Annotated in this window: 17 protein-coding genes and 1 riboswitch; of the genes, 8 read left to right on the top strand and 9 right to left on the bottom strand. The window is 70.4% G+C overall.

The features are described 5' to 3' along the window. Window positions 1–384 precede the first annotated feature (384 nt). The 5 genes from ACQPZG_RS11845 to def all read left to right on the top strand — a co-directional run bounded on the left by ACQPZG_RS11845 (window position 385) and on the right by def (window position 5,273). Window positions 385–1,845 carry an HD-GYP domain-containing protein gene (locus ACQPZG_RS11845; RefSeq protein ID WP_433545771.1) on the top strand — a complete coding sequence of 487 codons (1,461 nt, stop codon included), beginning with the start codon at window positions 385–387 and terminating at the stop codon, window positions 1,843–1,845. Between the two features lie 89 nt (window positions 1,846–1,934). Further along, window positions 1,935–2,087 (top strand): hypothetical protein, encoded by a 153-nt coding sequence (locus ACQPZG_RS11840; protein WP_433545770.1) that lies wholly within the window; start codon window positions 1,935–1,937, stop codon window positions 2,085–2,087. A 44-nt stretch (window positions 2,088–2,131) separates the two neighbouring features. Continuing rightward, window positions 2,132–3,490 carry an HD-GYP domain-containing protein gene (locus tag ACQPZG_RS11835; protein WP_433545769.1) on the top strand — a complete coding sequence of 453 codons (1,359 nt, stop codon included), beginning with the start codon at window positions 2,132–2,134 and terminating at the stop codon, window positions 3,488–3,490. 105 nt (window positions 3,491–3,595) lie between these two features. Beyond that, window positions 3,596–4,579 (top strand): tetratricopeptide repeat protein, encoded by a 984-nt coding sequence (locus ACQPZG_RS11830; RefSeq protein WP_433545768.1) that lies wholly within the window; start codon window positions 3,596–3,598, stop codon window positions 4,577–4,579. Between the two features lie 61 nt (window positions 4,580–4,640). After that, window positions 4,641–5,273, top strand: a complete 633-nt coding sequence (gene def / locus ACQPZG_RS11825) for a peptide deformylase (RefSeq protein WP_433545767.1) — start codon at window positions 4,641–4,643, stop codon at window positions 5,271–5,273. Between the two features lie 14 nt (window positions 5,274–5,287). Here def and ACQPZG_RS11820 read toward each other — a convergent pair whose 3' ends face one another. After that, window positions 5,288–6,256, bottom strand: coding sequence for a helix-turn-helix domain-containing protein (locus ACQPZG_RS11820; RefSeq protein ID WP_433545766.1), 969 nt, complete (start codon window positions 6,254–6,256; stop codon window positions 5,288–5,290). Between the two features lie 81 nt (window positions 6,257–6,337). Here ACQPZG_RS11820 and ACQPZG_RS11815 point away from each other — a divergent pair, with 81 nt between their 5' ends. Further along, complete coding sequence (locus ACQPZG_RS11815; protein ID WP_433545765.1) at window positions 6,338–6,517, top strand: hypothetical protein; 180 nt, start codon at window positions 6,338–6,340, stop codon at window positions 6,515–6,517. A gap of 55 nt (window positions 6,518–6,572) precedes the next feature. Here the strand turns inward: ACQPZG_RS11815 and ACQPZG_RS11810 are convergent, their stop codons facing one another. From ACQPZG_RS11810 to ACQPZG_RS11775, 8 genes are all read right to left on the bottom strand, one after another. After that, entirely contained in the window at window positions 6,573–6,773 is a 201-nt protein-coding gene (locus ACQPZG_RS11810) for a DUF397 domain-containing protein (protein ID WP_433545764.1), read from the bottom strand. Then, window positions 6,745–7,584 carry a helix-turn-helix domain-containing protein gene (locus tag ACQPZG_RS11805; RefSeq protein WP_433545763.1) on the bottom strand — a complete coding sequence of 280 codons (840 nt, stop codon included), beginning with the start codon at window positions 7,582–7,584 and terminating at the stop codon, window positions 6,745–6,747. Before ACQPZG_RS11805 ends, ACQPZG_RS11810 begins: the two co-directional genes overlap by 29 nt. A 131-nt stretch (window positions 7,585–7,715) precedes the next feature. Further along, complete coding sequence (locus ACQPZG_RS11800; RefSeq protein ID WP_433545762.1) at window positions 7,716–8,732, bottom strand: ribonucleotide-diphosphate reductase subunit beta; 1,017 nt, start codon at window positions 8,730–8,732, stop codon at window positions 7,716–7,718. After that, a complete protein-coding gene (locus ACQPZG_RS11795; RefSeq protein ID WP_433545761.1) occupies window positions 8,732–11,128 on the bottom strand; it encodes a ribonucleoside-diphosphate reductase subunit alpha in 2,397 nt (798 codons plus the stop codon). Before ACQPZG_RS11795 ends, ACQPZG_RS11800 begins: the two co-directional genes overlap by 1 nt. A gap of 149 nt (window positions 11,129–11,277) precedes the next feature. Continuing rightward, window positions 11,278–11,401: riboswitch (cobalamin riboswitch) on the bottom strand. Window positions 11,402–11,522: 121 nt separating this feature from the next. Next, on the bottom strand, window positions 11,523–12,041 hold the full coding sequence (locus tag ACQPZG_RS11790) for a GNAT family N-acetyltransferase (protein ID WP_433545760.1): 519 nt from the start codon (window positions 12,039–12,041) through the stop codon (window positions 11,523–11,525). Between the two features lie 88 nt (window positions 12,042–12,129). Next, window positions 12,130–12,333, bottom strand: a complete 204-nt coding sequence (locus ACQPZG_RS11785) for a YbdD/YjiX family protein (protein ID WP_433545759.1) — start codon at window positions 12,331–12,333, stop codon at window positions 12,130–12,132. Then, on the bottom strand, window positions 12,330–14,561 hold the full coding sequence (locus ACQPZG_RS11780) for a carbon starvation CstA family protein (RefSeq protein ID WP_433545758.1): 2,232 nt from the start codon (window positions 14,559–14,561) through the stop codon (window positions 12,330–12,332). Before ACQPZG_RS11780 ends, ACQPZG_RS11785 begins: the two co-directional genes overlap by 4 nt. A 184-nt stretch (window positions 14,562–14,745) precedes the next feature. After that, window positions 14,746–15,546: a GntR family transcriptional regulator gene (locus ACQPZG_RS11775; protein WP_433549366.1), complete on the bottom strand. Its 801-nt coding sequence runs from the start codon at window positions 15,544–15,546 to the stop codon at window positions 14,746–14,748. 370 nt (window positions 15,547–15,916) lie between these two features. Between ACQPZG_RS11775 and ACQPZG_RS11770 the strand changes: the two genes are divergently transcribed. Both ACQPZG_RS11770 and ACQPZG_RS11765 read left to right on the top strand, forming a co-directional pair. After that, window positions 15,917–17,206 (top strand): extracellular solute-binding protein, encoded by a 1,290-nt coding sequence (locus ACQPZG_RS11770; protein ID WP_433545757.1) that lies wholly within the window; start codon window positions 15,917–15,919, stop codon window positions 17,204–17,206. 180 nt (window positions 17,207–17,386) lie between these two features. After that, window positions 17,387–18,406 carry a carbohydrate ABC transporter permease gene (locus ACQPZG_RS11765; protein WP_433545756.1) on the top strand — a complete coding sequence of 340 codons (1,020 nt, stop codon included), beginning with the start codon at window positions 17,387–17,389 and terminating at the stop codon, window positions 18,404–18,406. The last annotated feature ends 55 nt before the right edge of the window (window positions 18,407–18,461 follow it).

The following is an 18,461-nucleotide window of genomic DNA, read 5'->3' as shown; positions in this document are numbered from 1 at the left end:
GAGCAGGCCGTCCGCACAGGGCCGTCCGTACGGGACCTGCGAGCCGCACGTCCTCGCGCACACGTCGCACGCACGCGTCATAGGAGCACGCCGTACGGGCACGCGGTACGAGCACGGCGTATGCACCCCCCAGGCGCGGACACGCGGCGCGAGCACGTCGTACGAACCCCCCCCGGACGCACCGCGTTCGCGCGCCTCGTGCATCCGTACGCGAACGGCATGTCGGCGCCCCCGTGTGCTCACACAACGTGCGGTCGTAGGCCGCCGGTTCCCGATCATCGTCACCCGATGGAGGGAACCGGCGGCCTTCGCGCGTGGTCGGGCACCCGGATCGCTAGCGTGACGCACGATGTGGCGGCGGACCCAAGGGTTGCGGGGGGACAGGTGCGAACCTTGCCGACGGGAGCACGGACCTGTGTCCTGTGCGTCGTCCTCGTCGCGGGGCTGTGCGTACTGACCGGCCTCGACCGCCGCACCCCCTGGGACGCGGTCGTGCTGCTGGCGGCCCTGTACGCGGCCTGTGAGCTGCTGACCCGCTGCCGCCGCCTCGCGCACCTGACCCCGGCCGGGGCTTTCTTCCCTTTGCCGCTGGCCGCCGTCTTCCTGCTGCCGCCGTCCGCCGCCGCCCTCGTCGCCGTGCCCGGAGCACTGCTCGGGCGGGTGGGCCGACAGCCCGAGGGGGTGCGGCGCTTGTGGCGGGCCGCGGAACTCGCGGTCGCGGTCTGGGCGGGGTCGTGGGTGTTCACCGTGCTGGACGGGCGGCCCCCGGCGCCGGGCGGGGCCACCGGACTCGGACAGGTCCCCGCACTCCCGCACGTGCTGCTGCCCGCCGGGGCCGCGGTGCTCGCCTTCTGCGCCGTACTGACCCTCCTCGACGGCGCGATCCTGGCCACCGCCGAGCGGATCGGTGTACGGGCGGCTTGGCGGGGACTCTTCCTGCGGGGACTCGCCCCGCACTGCGTGCACGGACTGGCCGGGCTGATGACGGCGGTGCTGTGGCGCAGTCCCTACGGGCCGCCGGCCGCCCTCTTCGTACTCCTCCCGATGTACCTGTCGTGCTGGGTCTTCGCCCAGTACCAGCAGGAGCACGAAGCCCACCAGACGACGATCAGGGCGCTCGTCCAGGCGGTCGACCTCAAGGACCGCTACACGCGCGGTCACAGCGAACGGGTGGGCCGGGCCGCCGCCATGATGGCCGCCGAACTGGGCATGGACGAGGACCGGCGGGAGATGCTCCGCTTCGCCGGGATCCTGCACGACGTCGGCAAGATCGGCGTCCCCACGCGGATCCTGCGCAAGGACGGGCCGCTGACGCCCGAGGAGCGACGCGTCATCGAACTCCATCCGGAGTACGGACACGAAATGGTGCGCGGGATCGGGTTCCTCGGCGAGGTGCGGGCGGCGATCCTGCACCACCACGAACGGGTCGACGGCCACGGCTACCCCTACGGGCTGGCCGGGAACCGGATCCCGGAGTTCGCGCGAGTGGTGGCGGTGGCCGACGCCTTCGACGCGATGACGTCGACCCGGTCCTACCGACGGGCCCGGCCGGTGGCGGCGGCGGTGGCGGAGCTGCAGAAGTGTGCGGGAGTGCAGTTCGACGGGCGGATGGTGGCGGCGCTGGTGGCGGCCCTGGACAAGGAGGGGTGGAATCCGGTGGTCACGGCGGACGAATGGGGGGACGGCGGTGCGGGGGCGGCGGCCGGGACGGTCAGTGCGGATGCGGGTGCGGGCGGCGAGGTGGACGCCGGGGACTCGGTATCGCGCGGTGCGGGGGCGTCGTTGCTGGTGGGGCAGCGAGGAAACGTGCCGCCTCGGGTGGGGCGGCGGGGGCGGCGGTCGTGAGGGGGCCGTGTGGCGCGTCAGCGGTCGGGGCTGGGGATGGGGTCGGGGCTGCGGATGGGTCGGGGTCGGGGTCGGGGCCGCGTCCGGGCGTGGATCTGCGTCCGTGGGCAGTGGCGGGGCGCGGCGTGGAGGCCGACGTAGGGGCGGTGCGGGGCGGCGTGGAGGCCGACGTAGGGGCGGTGCGGGGCGGCGTGGAGGCCGACGTAGGGGCGGTGCCGGGCGGCCTGGAGGGTGTGCGGTGACGCGGGAGCGGTCCGAGCGGAGGCGTTCGCGGGGCCGGGGGCTTGTGCCGGTCGTGCGGGGCGCGACTCTGCTGCTCGTCCTCGCCGCCGCCGGCAGCACGCTCCGCCACGGCGTGGAGCAACCCGGCATCGCACTCGCCTTCGGCGCCCTGATCTGCGTGGGCGAGCTGACCCACCGGACAGCGGGCGACACCACGGGCCACGCCCACGCCCCCCTCGGTACCGCAGGCGCGCTCGCGTACGCACTCCTCGGGCACTGTGCCGGCACCCCCACCACCCACGGCGTACTACAGGTCGTCGCGGTGAGCGCGAGCGCGCTGGCCCTGGGTTCCGCCCCCCGCTTGCTGCACGCCCGCACCCCGAACCGCGACACCACCGTCCTCACCGGCCCCAGCACCGCAAGCCGCATCCACCCCCACCCCCGCACCCGCACCCGCCCCCAAGCCCACACCCACTCCCCTCTCCGCCTCTCCGCCCTCCACCCCCGTCTCGACCAGCCGGTCCGGCGCGTGCTCACCGTCGCGTTCGCCGCCGTGTGCTTCCAGCCGCTCTACAACTCCGGCGTGCTGGAGAACCGGGTGGGCCAGGGCCCCGGCCTCGCCCTGCTCCTGCTGGTGCTGCTCGCCCTGACCGGGCTCTGCGAGGCCGTCCTCGCCGCCGCCCTCACCAGGGCCCGCACCGGCCACCCGTACGGCCCGCTGCTCCGTGACGAGGTGCGCGCGCTGCGCGGTGTCGGCGCGGCCGTGTGCGCCTCGGGCGTGGTGATCGCGCTGGCGGTCGCCGTGGCCGGGCTGTGGGCGCTGCCGGTGCTCTGCGTCCCGCTGCTGCTGACCCAGCTGTCGTTCCGGCGGTACGCCGAGGTCAGGGCCACGTACCGGCAGACCATCGCCTCACTGGCCCGCAGTACCGAGATCGCCGGCTACACCCTCCCCGGCCATGCCCGCCGGGTGGCCGCCCTCGCCGAGGCCGTCGGACGGGAACTCGGCCTCTCCGGCGAACAGTTGACGCTCCTGGAGCACGCGGCCCTGATGCACGACATCGGGCAGCTCTCCCTCGTCGACCCGGTCCCCGCCGGGGCCACCGCCTCCCTCCCCGTGGCCGACCAGCGCCGCATCGCCCTGCTCGGCGGGGCCGTCGTACGGCAGACCGGGGTCCCGGCGGAGGTCGCCGACGTCGTGGAACGGCAGGCCGACCCGTACCGCGAGCAGCCGCTCACCGCCAGAATCGTCCGCACCGTCAATGCGTACGTCGATCTGTCCGGGGAATGCGGAGGAGGGCCGGGCGGTCCGCTGAGCGCTCTGGAGCGCCTCAGGGCGGGCACCGGGCACGACTACCAGAGCGACGTCGTCGAGTCTCTCGCACGCGTCCTCGCCCGCGGAGTCGCCCTGCCCCCGCCGGGGTAACCAGTGGGTAATGAGCGGGCCTCCGACCGGGCATGGTTGGATGCGAAGAGAGCCCCTGACGGCACGGCCGCACAGGGGAAGTGAGCCAACCGGCAGGCGGGAATCGTGAGGATCTTCGGGAAGGTACGGCATCGGCCCTCCGCCTCGTGGCGGCAGGCCACCGACCGCGCGTTCACGCTGATCGGCGACGGTCGGTACGAGGACGCGGGGGCGCTGCTGACACGTGCGGCGGATCTCGAACCCTGGCTCTCGGAGTCCTGGTTCAATCTGGCGCTGCTGCACAAGTTCCGGCACGACTGGGACCAGGCGCGCGCAGCGGGCCTGCGCGCCGTCGCGCTGCTCGACCGCGAGACGGGCGCCCCCGACTGGTGGAACGTCGGCATCGCCGCCACCGCCCTCCAGGACTGGCCGCTCGCGCGGCGGGCCTGGCAGGCGTACGGGCTGAAGGTGCCCGGCGCCCCGACGGAGAGCGGGGAACCGCTCGGCATGGAGCTGGGGAGCGCGGCCGTACGGCTGTCCCCCGAGGGCGAGGCGGAGGTGGTGTGGGGCCGCAGGCTGGACCCCGCGCGCATCGAGGTGCTCTCCATCCCGCTGCCCTCCTCGGGGCGGCGCTGGGGCGAGGTCGTGCTGCACGACGGCGTCCCGCACGGGGAGCGGGTGACGGCCGCGGGCCCGTCCTTCCCGGTCTTCGACGAGATCGAGCTCTGGGCGCCCTCCCCGGTGCCGACCTGGGTGGTGCTGCTCGAAGCGGCCACCGAGGCCGACCGGGACGCCCTGGAGCGGCTGGCGGCCGACGCGGGCTTCGCCGCCGAGGACTGGTCGTCGTCCGTACGGCTGCTGTGCAGGTCCTGCTCGGAGTCGCAGATGCCCTCCGACGAGGGCGACGGCGAACAGCACCTGGACCCGCACGACCACAGCGAGCCCGGACATCCCGGACCGCTCGGCCACCGCACCAACGGCGACCTGTGGGTCCCCGAGCGCGAGTGCGGCCTCGCCGCCCCGCCCGGACTGGTGCGCGGCCTGCTCGACGGATGGGTCGCGGACAGTCCCGACAGCCGGGAGTGGCGCGATCTCGAAGAGGTGTGCTGAGCCGGGGCACGTACGCTGTACGGGCAAGCGACACGGGTTTTGAGGAAGGCGTACGGCGGACATGGCGCAGCAGCAGCAGGTCGACGAGCAGGTCGGCACGGAGTTCGTGATCGATACCGAGGACTGCGAGGCGCGTGAGCTTGCGTACCGCGAGCGGGGGACGGCCCGCCCGATCGCGGTCGTCGGCAACCCCGTCCTGCACCGCGAGTGCAAGGACGTCACCGAGTTCGACGACGCGCTGGCCTCCCTCATCGACGACATGTTCGCCAGCCAGAAGGCCGCCGAGGGCGTCGGGCTCGCCGCCAACCAGATCGGCGTCGACCTCAAGGTCTTCGTCTACGACTGCCCCGACGACGACGGTGTCCGCCACACCGGCGTCGTGATCAACCCGGTCCTCGACGAGCTGCCCGCCGACCGCCGCGTCCTGGACGACTCCAACGAGGGCTGCCTCTCCGTGCCCACCGCCTACGCGGAGCTGGCCCGCCCCGACTACGCGGTCGTACGCGGCCAGGACGCCCAGGGCAACCCGATCGCCGTCCAGGGCACCGGCTACTTCGCCCGCTGCCTCCAGCACGAGACGGACCACCTCTACGGCCGCCTCTACATCGACCGCCTCTCCAAGCGGGAGCGCAAGGCCGCCCTCAAGCAGATGGAAGAGGGCACCCCCCGCTACGACACCGTCCCCAACGACTAGGACGGGAACGGCAGTCAAGCCGCGCGCGCCGGGCCCCTGAAGGTCCGGCGGTACGCGTGCGGGGTCGTCCCCAGGGTGCGCAGGAAGTGGTGGCGCAGCCCCGCCGCCGTACCGAATCCGGACCGGCCCGCGACGGCGTCGACCGTCTCGTCCGTCGCTTCCAGCAACTGCTGGGCCAGCAGCACCCGTTGGCGCAGCAGCCAGCGGTACGGAGTGGTGCCGGTCTCCTGCTGGAAGCGGCGGGCGAAGGTGCGTGGCGACATGTGGGCACGCGTCGCCAACTGCTCGACGGTCAGCTCCTGTTCGAGGTTCCGCTCCATCCAGGCCAGCACCTCGCCCACGGTGTCGCAGCGCCCCGTCGTCACCGGCCGCTCGATGTACTGGGCCTGCCCGCCGTCCCGGTGCGGCGGCACCACCATGCGCCGCGCGATGGCGTTGGCGACCTCGGGGCCGTCCTCCTGGCGCACCACGTGCAGACAGGCGTCGATGCCGGCGGCGGTGCCCGCCGAGGTGACGACAAGGCCCTCGTCGACGTACAGCACGTCGGGTTCCAGTCTGGCCAGCGGAAACCGTGCGGCCAGTTCGTCCACATGCCGCCAGTGGGTGGTGCACCGCCGCCCGTCCAGCAGCCCCGCCGCCCCCAGCACGAAGGCCCCCGAGCAGACACTCAGCACCCGCGCCCCGCGCTCGACGCCCCTGCGCAAGGCGGCCAGCAGCGGCTCCGGGTACGAACGGGACTCGCAGTGCTGATCAGCGGGGACACAGATCAGGTCCGCCTCCTCCAGCCGGTCGAGGCCGTGCGGGACGTTGATGGTGAACGCGCCCGAGCGGGAGGAGAGTTCACGCTGCTCGATGCCGCACACCGCGAAGTCGTAGACGGGCAGGCCCTGATCGCTGCGGTCGATACCGAAGACCTCGCAGAGCACGCCGAGTTCGAAGGGGTTCACTCCGTCGACGAGAGCGACGGCCACGTTCTTGAGCATGCGGTCAGTGTGGCAGCAATTCGAGGGATGGTGACAGTCCTGCCACTCACGAATCTGCGCCACGCGGCCGAGAGTGGAGCCATGAACACCTTCGTGAACCTTCTGGCCGTAGCGTTCCTCTTCGCCCTTCTCGCGCTCCCCTCGCTCGTCGGACACGCGCGCGACCTCAGGATCGACCGGCAGATCCGCCGGGCGCAGGAGGCGCGGGCCGCCGAGACGACCTTGGCCTCTGCGCAGAACGTTTTCGACCGTGCGGCGTAGGGCCGACGAGGCCCGTCCGGGCGCGGACGGGCCTCCTCGCGTCCGATGAGGCCGATCAGCCTTTGTGGGCCCCGTGCTTGGGAAGCGCGAGGAAGGTACTCCAAGCGGCGCTGCTGAAGGTGAGGGTGGGGCCGGTAGGGGTCTTGGTGTCGCGGACGGGGACGACGCCGGGGAGGTTGGGCGCGAATTCGAGGCAGTTGCCCTCGCTGCCGCCGCTGTAGCTGGACTTATGCCATGCCGGTGCTTCGGTGCTCATGCTCATACCCCTTTGCGATCTCCCTGAGCATCTCCAGGGACTTCTCGTGCGACAGGGCGTCGCCTAGTGCCAGATCGTAAGAGGTCTGACAGTGAAGTACCACCGCCTCCTCGTCGATGAGGTTTCCTGTGTGCAGGCCGTCGACGTATGCGGTGGGTGGCATGTCCTCGAACCACAAGAGAGTGAGATTGCTTTCGACCAGTGCGTGGCAGCCCACACCGAACGGGATGACGTGCACGCGGACTCGGCGTCGATCCCCCAGGTCGACCACGTGCCGCAACTGCGCTCCCATGACGCCAGGTCCGCCCTGCGGACGGCGCAACGCGGCCTCGTCCAGGAGTACGGTCATGTGAGGCGTCAACGGGTCTTCGAGGATGTGTGCCCGCTCCAGCCGCGCTGTGACGGCTTCATCGAGCTTCTCCTTGCTCTTGACGGGGAAGTAGGCGCGGAACACCGCCCGCATATACGCCTCCGTCTGCAAGAGGCCCGGAATCAGTGTGAGGCCGAACTCCCGGATCATGCTGGCCTGGGACTCCAACTCCCGTGCCGCCTCGAAATGCTTGGCCACCTTCCGGCGCTTCGCGTCCGGCAGGAAGCGTACGAACACCCCGCCCGTCTGTAGTACTTGGTCCAGCCGCCGTGCATCGCTCAGCGAGGGGATGCGCCGACCCGCCTCGATGTGCGCGATGTGTGTGTGGGTCATGAAGGCCAGCGCGGCAAGCTCCGCCTGGGTCAGCCCCGCCTGCTCGCGGCGGGCCTTCAGTTCGTCGCCGTAGGGCGTGCCGTTCTTGCGGGCCTGCGTTCCGGACATGGCGCGCACCTCAACTCCCATGTGGGTCCATCCGGTCGCGCCACAAGGTATGCCGAAGGGCCCCCTCGCCGTGGGTGGAATGACTGCATTCCACCCCATCCGGTGAGGAGGCCCCCAGGTGTGCGTACGGCCTAGAAGTCGTCGTCGAACCCGACGGTGCCTTCCACTGCCACCTGGTACGCCGACGGGCGGCGCTCGAAGAAGTTCGTCAGCTCCTGGACGCCCTGGAGCTCCATGAAGGAGAACGGGTTGGAGGAGCCGTACACCTTCGGGAAGCCGAGGCGCTCCAGACGCTGGTCCGCGACGCACTCCAGGTACTCGCGCATCGACTCGGTGTTCATGCCCGGCAGGCCCTCGCCGCACAGGTCACGGCCGAACTGGAGCTCGGCGGCGACCGCTTCCTTCAGCATGTCGGTGACCTGCTGCTGGAGCTCGTCGTCGAAGAGGTCCGGCTCCTCCTTGCGGACGGTGTCCACGACCTCGAACGCGAAGTTCATGTGCATGGTTTCGTCCCGGAACACCCAGTTCGTCCCCGTCGCCAGCCCGTGCAGCAGGCCCCGCGACCGGAACCAGTACACGTACGCGAACGCGCCGTAGAAGAACAGGCCCTCGATGCACGCCGCGAAGCAGATCAGGTTCAGCAGGAAGCGGCGGCGGTCGGCCTTCGTCTCCAGGCGGTCGATCTTCTCGACGGAGTCCATCCACTTGAAGCAGAACTGCGCCTTCTCGCGGATCGAGGGGATCTCCTCGACCGCGTCGAAGGCAGCCGCGCGGTCCTCCGGGTTGGGGAGGTAGGTGTCCAGGAGGGTCAGGTAGAACTGGACGTGCACGGCCTCCTCGAAGAGCTGGCGGCTCAAGTACAGCCGCGCCTCCGGGGAGTTGATGTGCTTGTAGAGGGTGAGCACCAGGTTGTTGGAGACGATCGAGTCGCCGGTCGCGAAGAACGCGACGAGGCGGCCGATCATGTGCTGCTCGCCCGGCGTCAGCTTCGCGAGGTCGGCGACGTCCGAGTGGAGGTCGACCTCCTCGACGGTCCAGGTGTTCTTGATCGCGTCCCGGTAGCGCTCGTAGAAGTCCGGGTAGCGCATGGGGCGGAGGGTGAGTTCGAAGCCCGGGTCGAGAAGGTTCTTTTCGGAATTGCTGGACATTACTGGCACGCCTCGCAGGACTCGGGGTTTTCGAGGGAGCAGGCGAGCGCTTCGGCGTCCGTCGCCTGCTGTACGGGGATGGGGGTGGAGGTGGGGGCCGGGGCCTCGGCGGCGGCCTGGGAGCCGGCCGCGCGCGCGATGCGGGTGGCGGGGCGCGAGCGCAGGTAGTACGTCGTCTTGAGGCCCTTCTTCCAGGCGTACGCGTACATCGAGCTGAGCTTGCCGATGGTGGGCGTTTCCAGGAAGAGGTTCAGGGACTGGGACTGGTCCAGGTACGGGGTGCGGGCGGCGGCCATGTCGATCAGGCCGCGCTGCGGGATCTCCCACGCGGTGCGGTACAGGGCGCGGACCTCGGCCGGGATCCAGCTGAAGCCCTGGACCGAGCCGGAGGACTCGCGGAGGGCCTCGCGGCTCTGGGCGTCCCAGACGCCGAGCGCCTTGAGGTCGCGCACCAGGTAGGAGTTGACCTGGAGGAACTCGCCGGAGAGCGTCTCGCGCTTGAAGAGGTTGGAGACCTGCGGCTCGATGCACTCGTACACGCCGGCGATCGAGGCGATGGTGGCGGTGGGCGCGATGGCGAGGAGCAGGGAGTTGCGCATGCCGGTCCTGGCGACGCGGGCGCGCAGCGCCTCCCAGCGCTCCGGCCAGGTGAACTCGACGCCGTAGTGGTCGGGGTGCAGGATGCCGCGGGCGGTGCGGGTCTTCTCCCAGGCGGGCAGCGGACCGGAGCGCTCCGCGAGGTCGCAGGACGCCTCGTACGCGGCGAGCATGATGCGCTCGGCGATGCGGGTGGAGAGAGCCGCCGCCTCCGGGGAGTCGAAGGGGAGCTTCAGCTTGAAGAAGACGTCCTGGAGGCCCATGGCGCCCAGGCCGACCGGCCGCCAGCGGGAGTTGGAGTTCCCGGCCTGCTCGGTCGGGTAGAAGTTGATGTCCACGACGCGGTCGAGGAAGGTCACGGCGGTGCGGACGGTCTCGTCCAGGCGGTCCCAGTCGATGTCGCCGCTGTCCAGGACGAAGGCGCCCATGTTGACGGAGCCGAGGTTGCAGACCGCGGTCTCGCTGTCGTCGGTGACTTCGAGGATCTCCGTGCAGAGGTTGGAGGAGTGGACCGTGTGGCCGGGCTCCGCCGTCTGGTTGGCGGTGCGGTTGGAGGCGTCCTTGAAGGTCATCCAGCCGTTGCCGGTCTGCGCGAGGGTGCGCATCATGCGGCCGTACAGCTCCCGGGCGGACATGGACTTCTTGGCGAGACCCGCGGCCTCCGCCTTGCGGTATGCCGCGTCGAACTCCGCGCCCCACAGGTCCACCAGCTCGGGGACGTCGGAGGGGGAGAACAGCGACCACTGGCCGTCCTGGTCCACGCGGCGCATGAACTCGTCCGGGATCCAGTGCGCGAGGTTCAGGTTGTGGGTGCGGCGGGCGTCTTCGCCGGTGTTGTCGCGGAGCTCCAGGAACTCCTCGATGTCCGCGTGCCAGGTCTCCAGGTAGACGGCCGCGGCGCCCTTGCGCCGGCCGCCCTGGTTCACGGCCGCGACCGAGGCGTCCAGGGTCTTCAGGAACGGCACGATGCCGTTGGAGTGCCCGTTGGTGCCGCGGATCAGGGAGCCCCGGGCGCGGATGCGGGAGTACGAGAGACCGATGCCGCCGGCGTGCTTGGAGAGGCGTGCGACCTGGTGGTAGCGGTCGTAGATCGAGTCCAGCTCGTCCAGCGGGGAGTCGAGGAGGTAGCAGGACGACATCTGCGGGTGGCGGGTGCCGGAGTTGAAGAGCGTCGGCGAGGACGGGAGGTAGTCCAGGCGGCTCATCAGGCGGTACAGGGAGGCGACTTCGGCGACCGCGCGGTCGCTGTCGTCCGCGGCGAGGCCGGCGGCCACGCGCAGCATGAAGTGCTGCGGGGTCTCGATGACCTGGCGGGTGATCGGGTGGCGCAGCAGGTAGCGGCTGTAGACCGTGCGCAGGCCGAAGTACTCGAAGCGGTCGTCGCCGTCGAGGTCGATCAGTTCGTCCAGCGTGGCCGCGTGCCGTGCCACGAAGTCGGCCGTGCGGTCCGCGATGAGCCCTTCGCGGTGGCCGACGGCGACGGACTCGGAGAAGCAGCCCACGCCCTGCGTGGCGGCCTCGTCCCGGATCGTGCGGGCGAGCAGGCGGGCGGCCAGGCGGGAGTACGCGGGGTCCTCGGAGATGAGCCCCGCCGCGCCCTCGGTGGCCAGCTCCCGCAGCTCGGCGGCGTCCGAGCGCGCGTTGCGGCCCCGCAGGGCGGCGGCGGCGACCCGGCCGGGGTCGGTGTCGGGAAGGTCGGCGGTCAGGTCGGTGAGGGTGCGCAGCAGCGCGGTCCCGGGGGCGTCCTGAACTGCGTCCTGTACCTCGGTGCTGGCCGGGTCGACTGGCGCGATGGTCACGTGGGGGCTCTCCCTCGCTCGGCGCGGGGCCTTGCGGCAGGGGGGAGCGGGGGCGCGCGGGCACACGGCACCCCGGAACGAGGGCACGCGCCGCCTGGCGTCCACCGGCCCAACCGCGAGGCCCGGACGTATCGGTATCCGGTTCGGTCGAGCCGGATGAGCTGTCGGCAGGTCGTCGGACTTGGCGGTACGCAAATGCGCACATGACACACCGTTGCGGGACAGTTCCGGATTCGCACCGGATTCCCCTGCGGCGACAGCGAGCACGAGCATACATGTGGTGGGTCCTCGTTGGAGAACCCCCCACATCTAGTGTCGCGTGTCGTTTCGGCCGGGGCCCGGGGGTTGCCCTTGGGGCAGGGCAGGGCGCCGGTGGAAGCGGTCCTGAAGGGGTCTACAGGGGCCGCTCGTAGGTCAGCAGGGTCAGTCCGGGAACGGGGTCCCAGTCCCTTTCCGGGGTGCGCAGGAAGCCGAGCCGCTCGTAGATGCGGTGTGCTCCGAGCATCGTCGGCTGGGTGGACATCACCAGTCGTACGACGTCCTGCTCGGCTCGGGCTCGGGCGATGCAGGAGCGTACGAGGGCCTCGCCCGCGCCCCGGCCGCGTCCCCGGTGGGCGACGGCGAGCATGCGGAACTCGGCCTCGCCGGGGACGGCGATGTCCTGGAGGGGGCTGCCCTGGGGTGCGTAGGTGACTGTGCCGAGGGGCTTGCCGTCGGCGTCGGCGGCCACGAGGAGCTGCGCGTGGGCGGCGCGGAAGGCGGCGTCGCGCAGGACGGTCAGGTACGGGTCCCGCTCACCGCCGCCGAGGAGGCCGTCGTCGAGGTAGGCGCGGGCGGTGATCTCGCCGACCTCGTCGTACTCGTGGGGTTCGGCGGGCCTGAGGGTGAGGTCCTTCGCGGTGCACACAGTCATGGGGGCAGTGTGCAACGGCGACGGCCCGGCGCCCCACCCCGTTTCGAGGGGCGGAACACCGGGCCGCACGGGTGCTTGCGCACTGTGCTCAGCAGCAGCGGAAGCCCTGCCTGGGGTCGCCCTCGCGGGCGTCGGTACGGCTGCGCTCGAAGGCGCGGCGGGTCATCACGGGTGCGTGGGGGTCGTGGGTCCGGGCGTGGGCGACGTAGTGGTCGTACGCCGCTTCGCCGGTCAGCTCCCGTACGTACCAGCGGAGCCGGGCGAGCCGGTGGCGGAGCGCCGCGGTCTTCACACCCGCTCCTCGGTCCTGCGGGCGCCGCCCTCCGGGCCGAGGCCGGCCGCCGCGAGCTCGGCCTTCTCCTCCTTGGTGGCGATGAGGGAGGCGGGGGCGACGAACGTGGACTCGACGTACGGGGTTTCGCTGACCTTGATGCTCTCCGGGTGGCGGATCGCCTTGACGCAGGCGCGGCCGGACTCGAAGAGGACCACCACGATGAGGACGGCGAACAGGACGGACAGGACGCCGTCCACGGTGGAGTTGGTGACGATGGTCTCCATCTGCTCGCGGTTCTTGGCCAGTTTGAACGAGGGGAGTCCCTTGTCGAGGGCGTCCTGGTACTCGGCGCGCTGGGTGAAGAAGCCCACCCGCGGGTCGGCGGAGAAGATCTTCTGCCAGCTTGCGGTGAGGGTGACCGCGACGTCCCACAGGAGCGGAACGCCCGTCACCCAGGCCCACTTGAGGCGGCCGGACTTGATGAGCAGGGTGGTGCAGACCGCGAGGGCGACGGCGGCGAGCAGCTGGTTGGCGATGCCGAACAGGGGGAAGAGCTGGTTGATGCCGCCGAGCGGGTCGTGCACGCCGACCCACAGGAAGTAGCCCCAGGCCAGGACGACGATGGCGCTGGCGATCCAGACGCCGGGCTTCCAGCTGACGTTCTTGAAGGGCTTGTAGACGTTGCCCAGCATGTCCTGGAGCATGAACCGGCCCACGCGCGTGCCCGCGTCGAGCGTCGTCAGGATGAACAGCGCCTCGAACATGATCGCGAAGTGGTACCAGAAGGCCTTCATCGCGGCCCCGCCGAAGGCCGCGGAGAAGATCTCCGCCATGCCCAGTGCGAACGTCGGCGCGCCGCCGGTGCGGTGCAGCAGGCTCTGTTCCTCGACGTCCTTGGCGGCTTGCGCCAACTGTTCGGGGGTGATGGAGAACCCGAGGTTGCCGACGGCGGTGGAGGCCGCCTGGACGGTGTCGCCCACGACGCCCATCGGGGAGTTGACGGCGAAGTACAGGCCGGGATCGATGATGCAGGCCGCGATCAGCGCCATGATCGCCACGAACGACTCGACCAGCATGGAGCCGTAGCCGATCGTCCGGATCTGCGTCTCCTTCTGGATCATCTTCGGGGTGGTGCCCGAGGAGATCAGCGCGTGGAAGCCGGAGAGCGCGCCGCAGGCGATGGTGATGAAGACGAACGGGAAGAGCGAACCGGCGAAGACGGGACCGGTGCCGCTGGAGGCGAACTCGGTGATGCCGGCCATCTTGAGGTTCGGCAGCGCGATGAGGACGCCGACGGCGAGCAGGGTGACGGTGCCGATCTTCATGAACGTCGACAGGTAGTCGCGCGGGGCGAGCAGCAGCCATACGGGCAGGACGGACGCCAGGAAGCCGTAGACGACCATCCAGATGACCAGCGTGCCCGGTTCCAGGGTGAAGGTGCTCGCCCACGACGACTCGGCGACCCAGCCGCCCGCGACGATCGCCAGCAGCAGCAGCGCGACGCCGATGAGCGAGACCTCGCTGACCCGGCCGGGGCGCAGGATGCGCAGGTACAGGCCCATGAAGAGGGCGATCGGGATGGTCATGCCGATCGAGAAGACGCCCCAGGGGGACTCGGCGAGCGCGTTCACGATGACCAGGGCCAGCACCGCGAGCAGGATGATCATGATGGCGAAGACGGCGATCAGCGCGGCGGCGCCGCCGACCGGGCCGATCTCGTCGCGGGCGATCTGCCCCAGCGAGCGGCCGTTGCGGCGGGTGGAGAAGAAGAGCACGACCATGTCCTGGACGGCGCCCGCGAAGATCACGCCCGCGACGATCCAGATCGTGCCCGGCAGGTAGCCCATCTGGGCCGCCAGCACCGGTCCGACGAGCGGGCCCGCGCCGGCGACGGCCGCGAAGTGGTGGCCGAACAGGACCCGGCGGTCGGTAGGGTGGAAGTCCACGCCGTCGTCGAGGCGTTCGGCCGGTGTGGCCCGCGTCCGGTCGACCTTCAGGACGCGGTTCGCGATGAACTTCGAGTAGAAGCGGTAGCCGATGGCGTACGAGCCGAGGGCCGCCGCGAGCATCCAGACGGCCGACACCTCCTCGCCGCGCGAGAGGGCGAGCACCGCCCAGCCGGCCGCACCGACGATCGCCACGAGGGACCAGATCACGATCGACCGGGGCGACAGCCTGCGCGAGGCGCCCGGTCCGGGGGAGGCCCCGCTCTGCTCGGTCTCGGCTGTCGGTCTCGGCTCTGCCATGACGGTCCGTCCCCTCGCGCGATCATCCTCGTGACGTGCGCGAAATCTAGGGGGTGCGACCGTGCTGTGTAACCCCCCGTCCGCATATCGGTACGGACACGGGGGGACCACCGCAGGTCACAGGCGTACCGGAGCCAACCGGTGTGAGGGTGGGAGCCGCTGGGGACGCTGTCGTCGTCGGGCGTCAGTCCTGCGGGCGCTGGAGCCTCGCCACGAACTTGTACCGGTCGCCGCGGTAGACCGACCGTACCCATTCCACCGGTTCGCCGTCCTTGTCCAGGGAGTGCCGGGACAGCATCAGCATCGGCAGTCCGACGTCCGTGCCGAGCAGGCCGGCCTCGCGCGGGGTGGCGAGGGAGGTTTCGATGGTCTCCTCGGCCTCGGAGAGGCGTACGTCGTAGACCTCGGCGAGCGCGGTGTAGAGCGAGGTGTACTTCACCAGCGAGCGGCGCAGGGCGGGGAAGCGCTTGGCGGACAGGTGGGTGGTCTCGATGGCCATCGGTTCGCCGCTGGCCAGGCGCAGACGTTCGATGCGCAGAACGCGGCCCCCGGCGCTGATCTTGAGCAGCCCCGCGAGGGTGTCGTCGGCGGTGACGTACCCGATGTCCAGCAGCTGCGAGGTGGGTTCGAGCCCCTGAGCCCTCATGTCCTCGGTGTAGGAGGTGAGTTGGAGCGACTGCGAGACCTTGGGCTTCGCGACGAAGGTGCCCTTGCCCTGGATGCGTTCCAGCCGTCCCTCGACGACCAGTTCCTGGAGGGCCTGGCGGACGGTGGTGCGGGAGGTGTCGAACTCGGCGGCGAGGGTGCGCTCCGGGGGCACCGGGGTGCCGGGCGGGAGGGTCTCGGTCATGTCGAGCAGGTGCCGCTTGAGGCGGTAGTACTTCGGGATGCGGGCGGTGCGGGTGGCCGGGGTCGCGGGGCCCGGCGGGGCGCCCTGTTCCAGTTCGGTCTCCGTGCCCGCCGTGCTGCCCCCGTCGGTGATCATGGTCAGCCTTTCCGGTTCCTGCGCTGCTGCCGTCACCGGCTCCTCCGTCTGTCGCGGCTCACATGGATGGTGGCACGGTCCGCCGCGCGGGGCTCCGGCTCCGCGCGATTCCTTCTTATACACCGCGTCGCCTGTGTGCGCGGTGGCCGGAGAGGCCTTCCGGTGCTGGTGCGAGCCCCGAGGTGTCGGTCCGATAACGGACGCATCGCGGCGTCTTACACACCCTTGACACCCCAAAAGGTCTAGGCCAAGCTCCAGCTACTGGTCTAAACCATTAAAGACCAGATCCCAGTCCCACAGGCCGTACTTCGTGCGTTGTCCTCGCGGTGGGCGGGGGGTTGCAGGCATCCCTGAGCAGGAGAGTGGCGTAATGAAGCGCAAGCTCATCGCGGCGATTGGCGTCGCCGGCATGATGGTCAGCGTCGCGGCATGTGGGTCGGACAGCAAGTCCGGTGGCGACACCAAGGCCGACGGCCCGAAGACCGTCACCGTCTGGGTGATGGACGGGTCCGCTCCGGCGCCCTGGATCGAGGCCGTGAACAAGGAGTTCCAGGCCAAGCACAAGGACGTCAAGGTGGACGTCAAGATCCAGAAGTGGGACGGGATCCAGGAGAAGGTCACCACCGCCCTCTCCGAGGACACTCCGCCGGACGTCATCGAGCTCGGCAACACCCAGACCGCGGGCTACGCGGCCACCGGCGGTCTCGCCGACCTGACCGAGGACAAGGCCAAGCTCGGCGCCGACGGCTGGAACAAGGGCATGCTCCCGTCCGCCGAACTGGACGGCAAGCTGTACGCCGCCCCGTGGTGGGCCGCCAACCGCGTCGTCGTCTACGACAAGAAGGCGTTCAAGGACGCGGGCGTCACCCCGCCGAAGACCCGCGACGAGTGGATCGCCGGCCTGGAGAAGATCAAGGCCACCTCCAAGGGCAAGACCCAGCCCCTCTACCTGCCGGGGCAGAGCTGGTACGTCCTCGCCGGGTTCATCTGGGACGAGGGCGGCGACCTCGCGGTCAAGGACGGCGACAACTGGAAGGGCACCCTCGCGGACCCCAAGTCCATCGAGGGGATGAACTTCTACAAGAAGCTCCAGTCCTACTCCACGGCGCCCAAGGACAAGGACGAGGCGACCCCGCAGCAGTCCACGGACGTCGTCCCCAAGGGCGGCATCGCCTCGTGGATCGGTCTCGGCTGGGAGGCCGGCGGCGCGATCAAGGCGATCGAGGACGCCAAGGGCAAGGCCGACTTCGGCTACTTCCCGATCCCGGGCAAGACGGCCGACAAGCCGGGCAGCGTCTTCTTCGGCGGCTCCAACCTCGCCATCGCCGAGCGCTCCAAGAACAAGGACCTCGCCAAGGAGTGGCTGGCGCTGGCCGCAGGCAAGGACCAGATGGCCAAGTACGCCCAGGCCACCGAGGGCGCCGCGCTGCCGAACCACGACTCCGCGGCGTTCAAGGCCCCGGCGGGCACCTTCGCCGAGGCCATGGGCCAGGCAGCCTCGGTCGGCAAGCTCACCCCGATCACCGAGGGCTGGGCGAACGTCGAGACCAACCCGAACCCGATCAAGGAGTACATGACCAAGGTGCTCAAGGGTCAGGACCCGAAGGCCGCCGCTGAGGCGGCCGACAAGGAAATCACCGAGCGCATCAACAAGAAGTAGTCCACCGCGAGTGGTGCGGCAGGGGTGAGTCGTCCCCCTGCCGCACCACCCGTACGTGCGGCGGCGCCTCTCCGGGTGCGCCGGCACGCCCCTTCGTGCGGCAGCACGTATTGACGTGGCCCCGGGTGGGCCGCCAGGCCCGGTGGGCGCGGGTGCCCCACAACCGCGAGGAAGATCATCATGACCGTGCACTCCCAGGGAGTCGTGGCCTCCGTTCCGGAGGACGCGCCCCGGAAGCCGGCAGGGGAGTCACAGACCCCGCCGCCCTCCGGTTCCAAGGAAGTCCTCCAGCGGCCTCGCGGCAGGCGCGGCCTGCCCACCGGCCTGCTTCCGTACCTGCTGGTCGCCCCTGCGGTGATCTCCTTGGTCGTGCTGCTGGGCTACCCGCTGATCAGGAACGTGATCCTCTCGTTCCAGCAGGTGAACAAGCGCGAGCTGATCACCCGCAAGCCCGAGTGGATCGGCGTCGAGAACTTCAAGGAGCTGCTGGGGTCCTCGGACTTCTGGACCGTCGTGGTCCGCAGCTTCGTGTTCACCGCCGTCAACGTGCTGGTCATCATGCTGATCGGCACCCTGATCGGCATCCTGCTGAACAACCTCGGCAAGAAGATGCGGCTGGTGCTCTCGCTGGCGCTGGTGATGGCCTGGGCCATGCCGATCGTCGCCTCCGTCACCGTCTTCAAGTGGCTCTTCGACGAGCAGTTCGGCGTCGCCAACTGGGTCATGCGCTCCCTCGGGTTCGCGGGCTACGAACAGCACAACTGGTTCGAGACCGGCACCTCGACCCTCGTCATCATCACCGTGCTGATCGCCTGGGGCTCGATCCCCTTCGTCGCGCTCAACATGTACGCGGGCCTGACCACCGTCGGCACCGAGCTGTACGAGGCCGCCAGGATGGACGGCGCCTCCGGCTGGCGGATCTTCTGGGCCGTCGTCTTCCCGATCATGAAGCCGTTCTTCCTGGTGACGACGTTCCTCGAAGTCATCTGGGTCTTCAAGGCGTTCGCCCAGGTCTACGCCATGAACGCGGGCGGCCCCGACCGGGGCTCCGAGACCCTCCCGGTCTTCGCCTTCGTCGAGGGCAGCGGCCAGCAGCACTACGGCATGGCAGCGGCGATCTCCGTCCTCACGATCGCCATGCTGATCGCCGTCATGTCCTTCTACTTCCGCCTGATCCTGAAGCAGGAGGAGGAGCAGTGAGCGCAGTGAGCACAGCGTCCGCAGTGGCCAAGACTTCCGCCGCGGCCCCCCGCGT

The sequence above is a fragment of the Streptomyces sp. CA-294286 genome (genome assembly GCF_050947155.1).
Lineage (GTDB): Bacteria > Actinomycetota > Actinomycetes > Streptomycetales > Streptomycetaceae > Streptomyces.
This window is presented reverse-complemented; position numbering and strand designations above follow the sequence as displayed.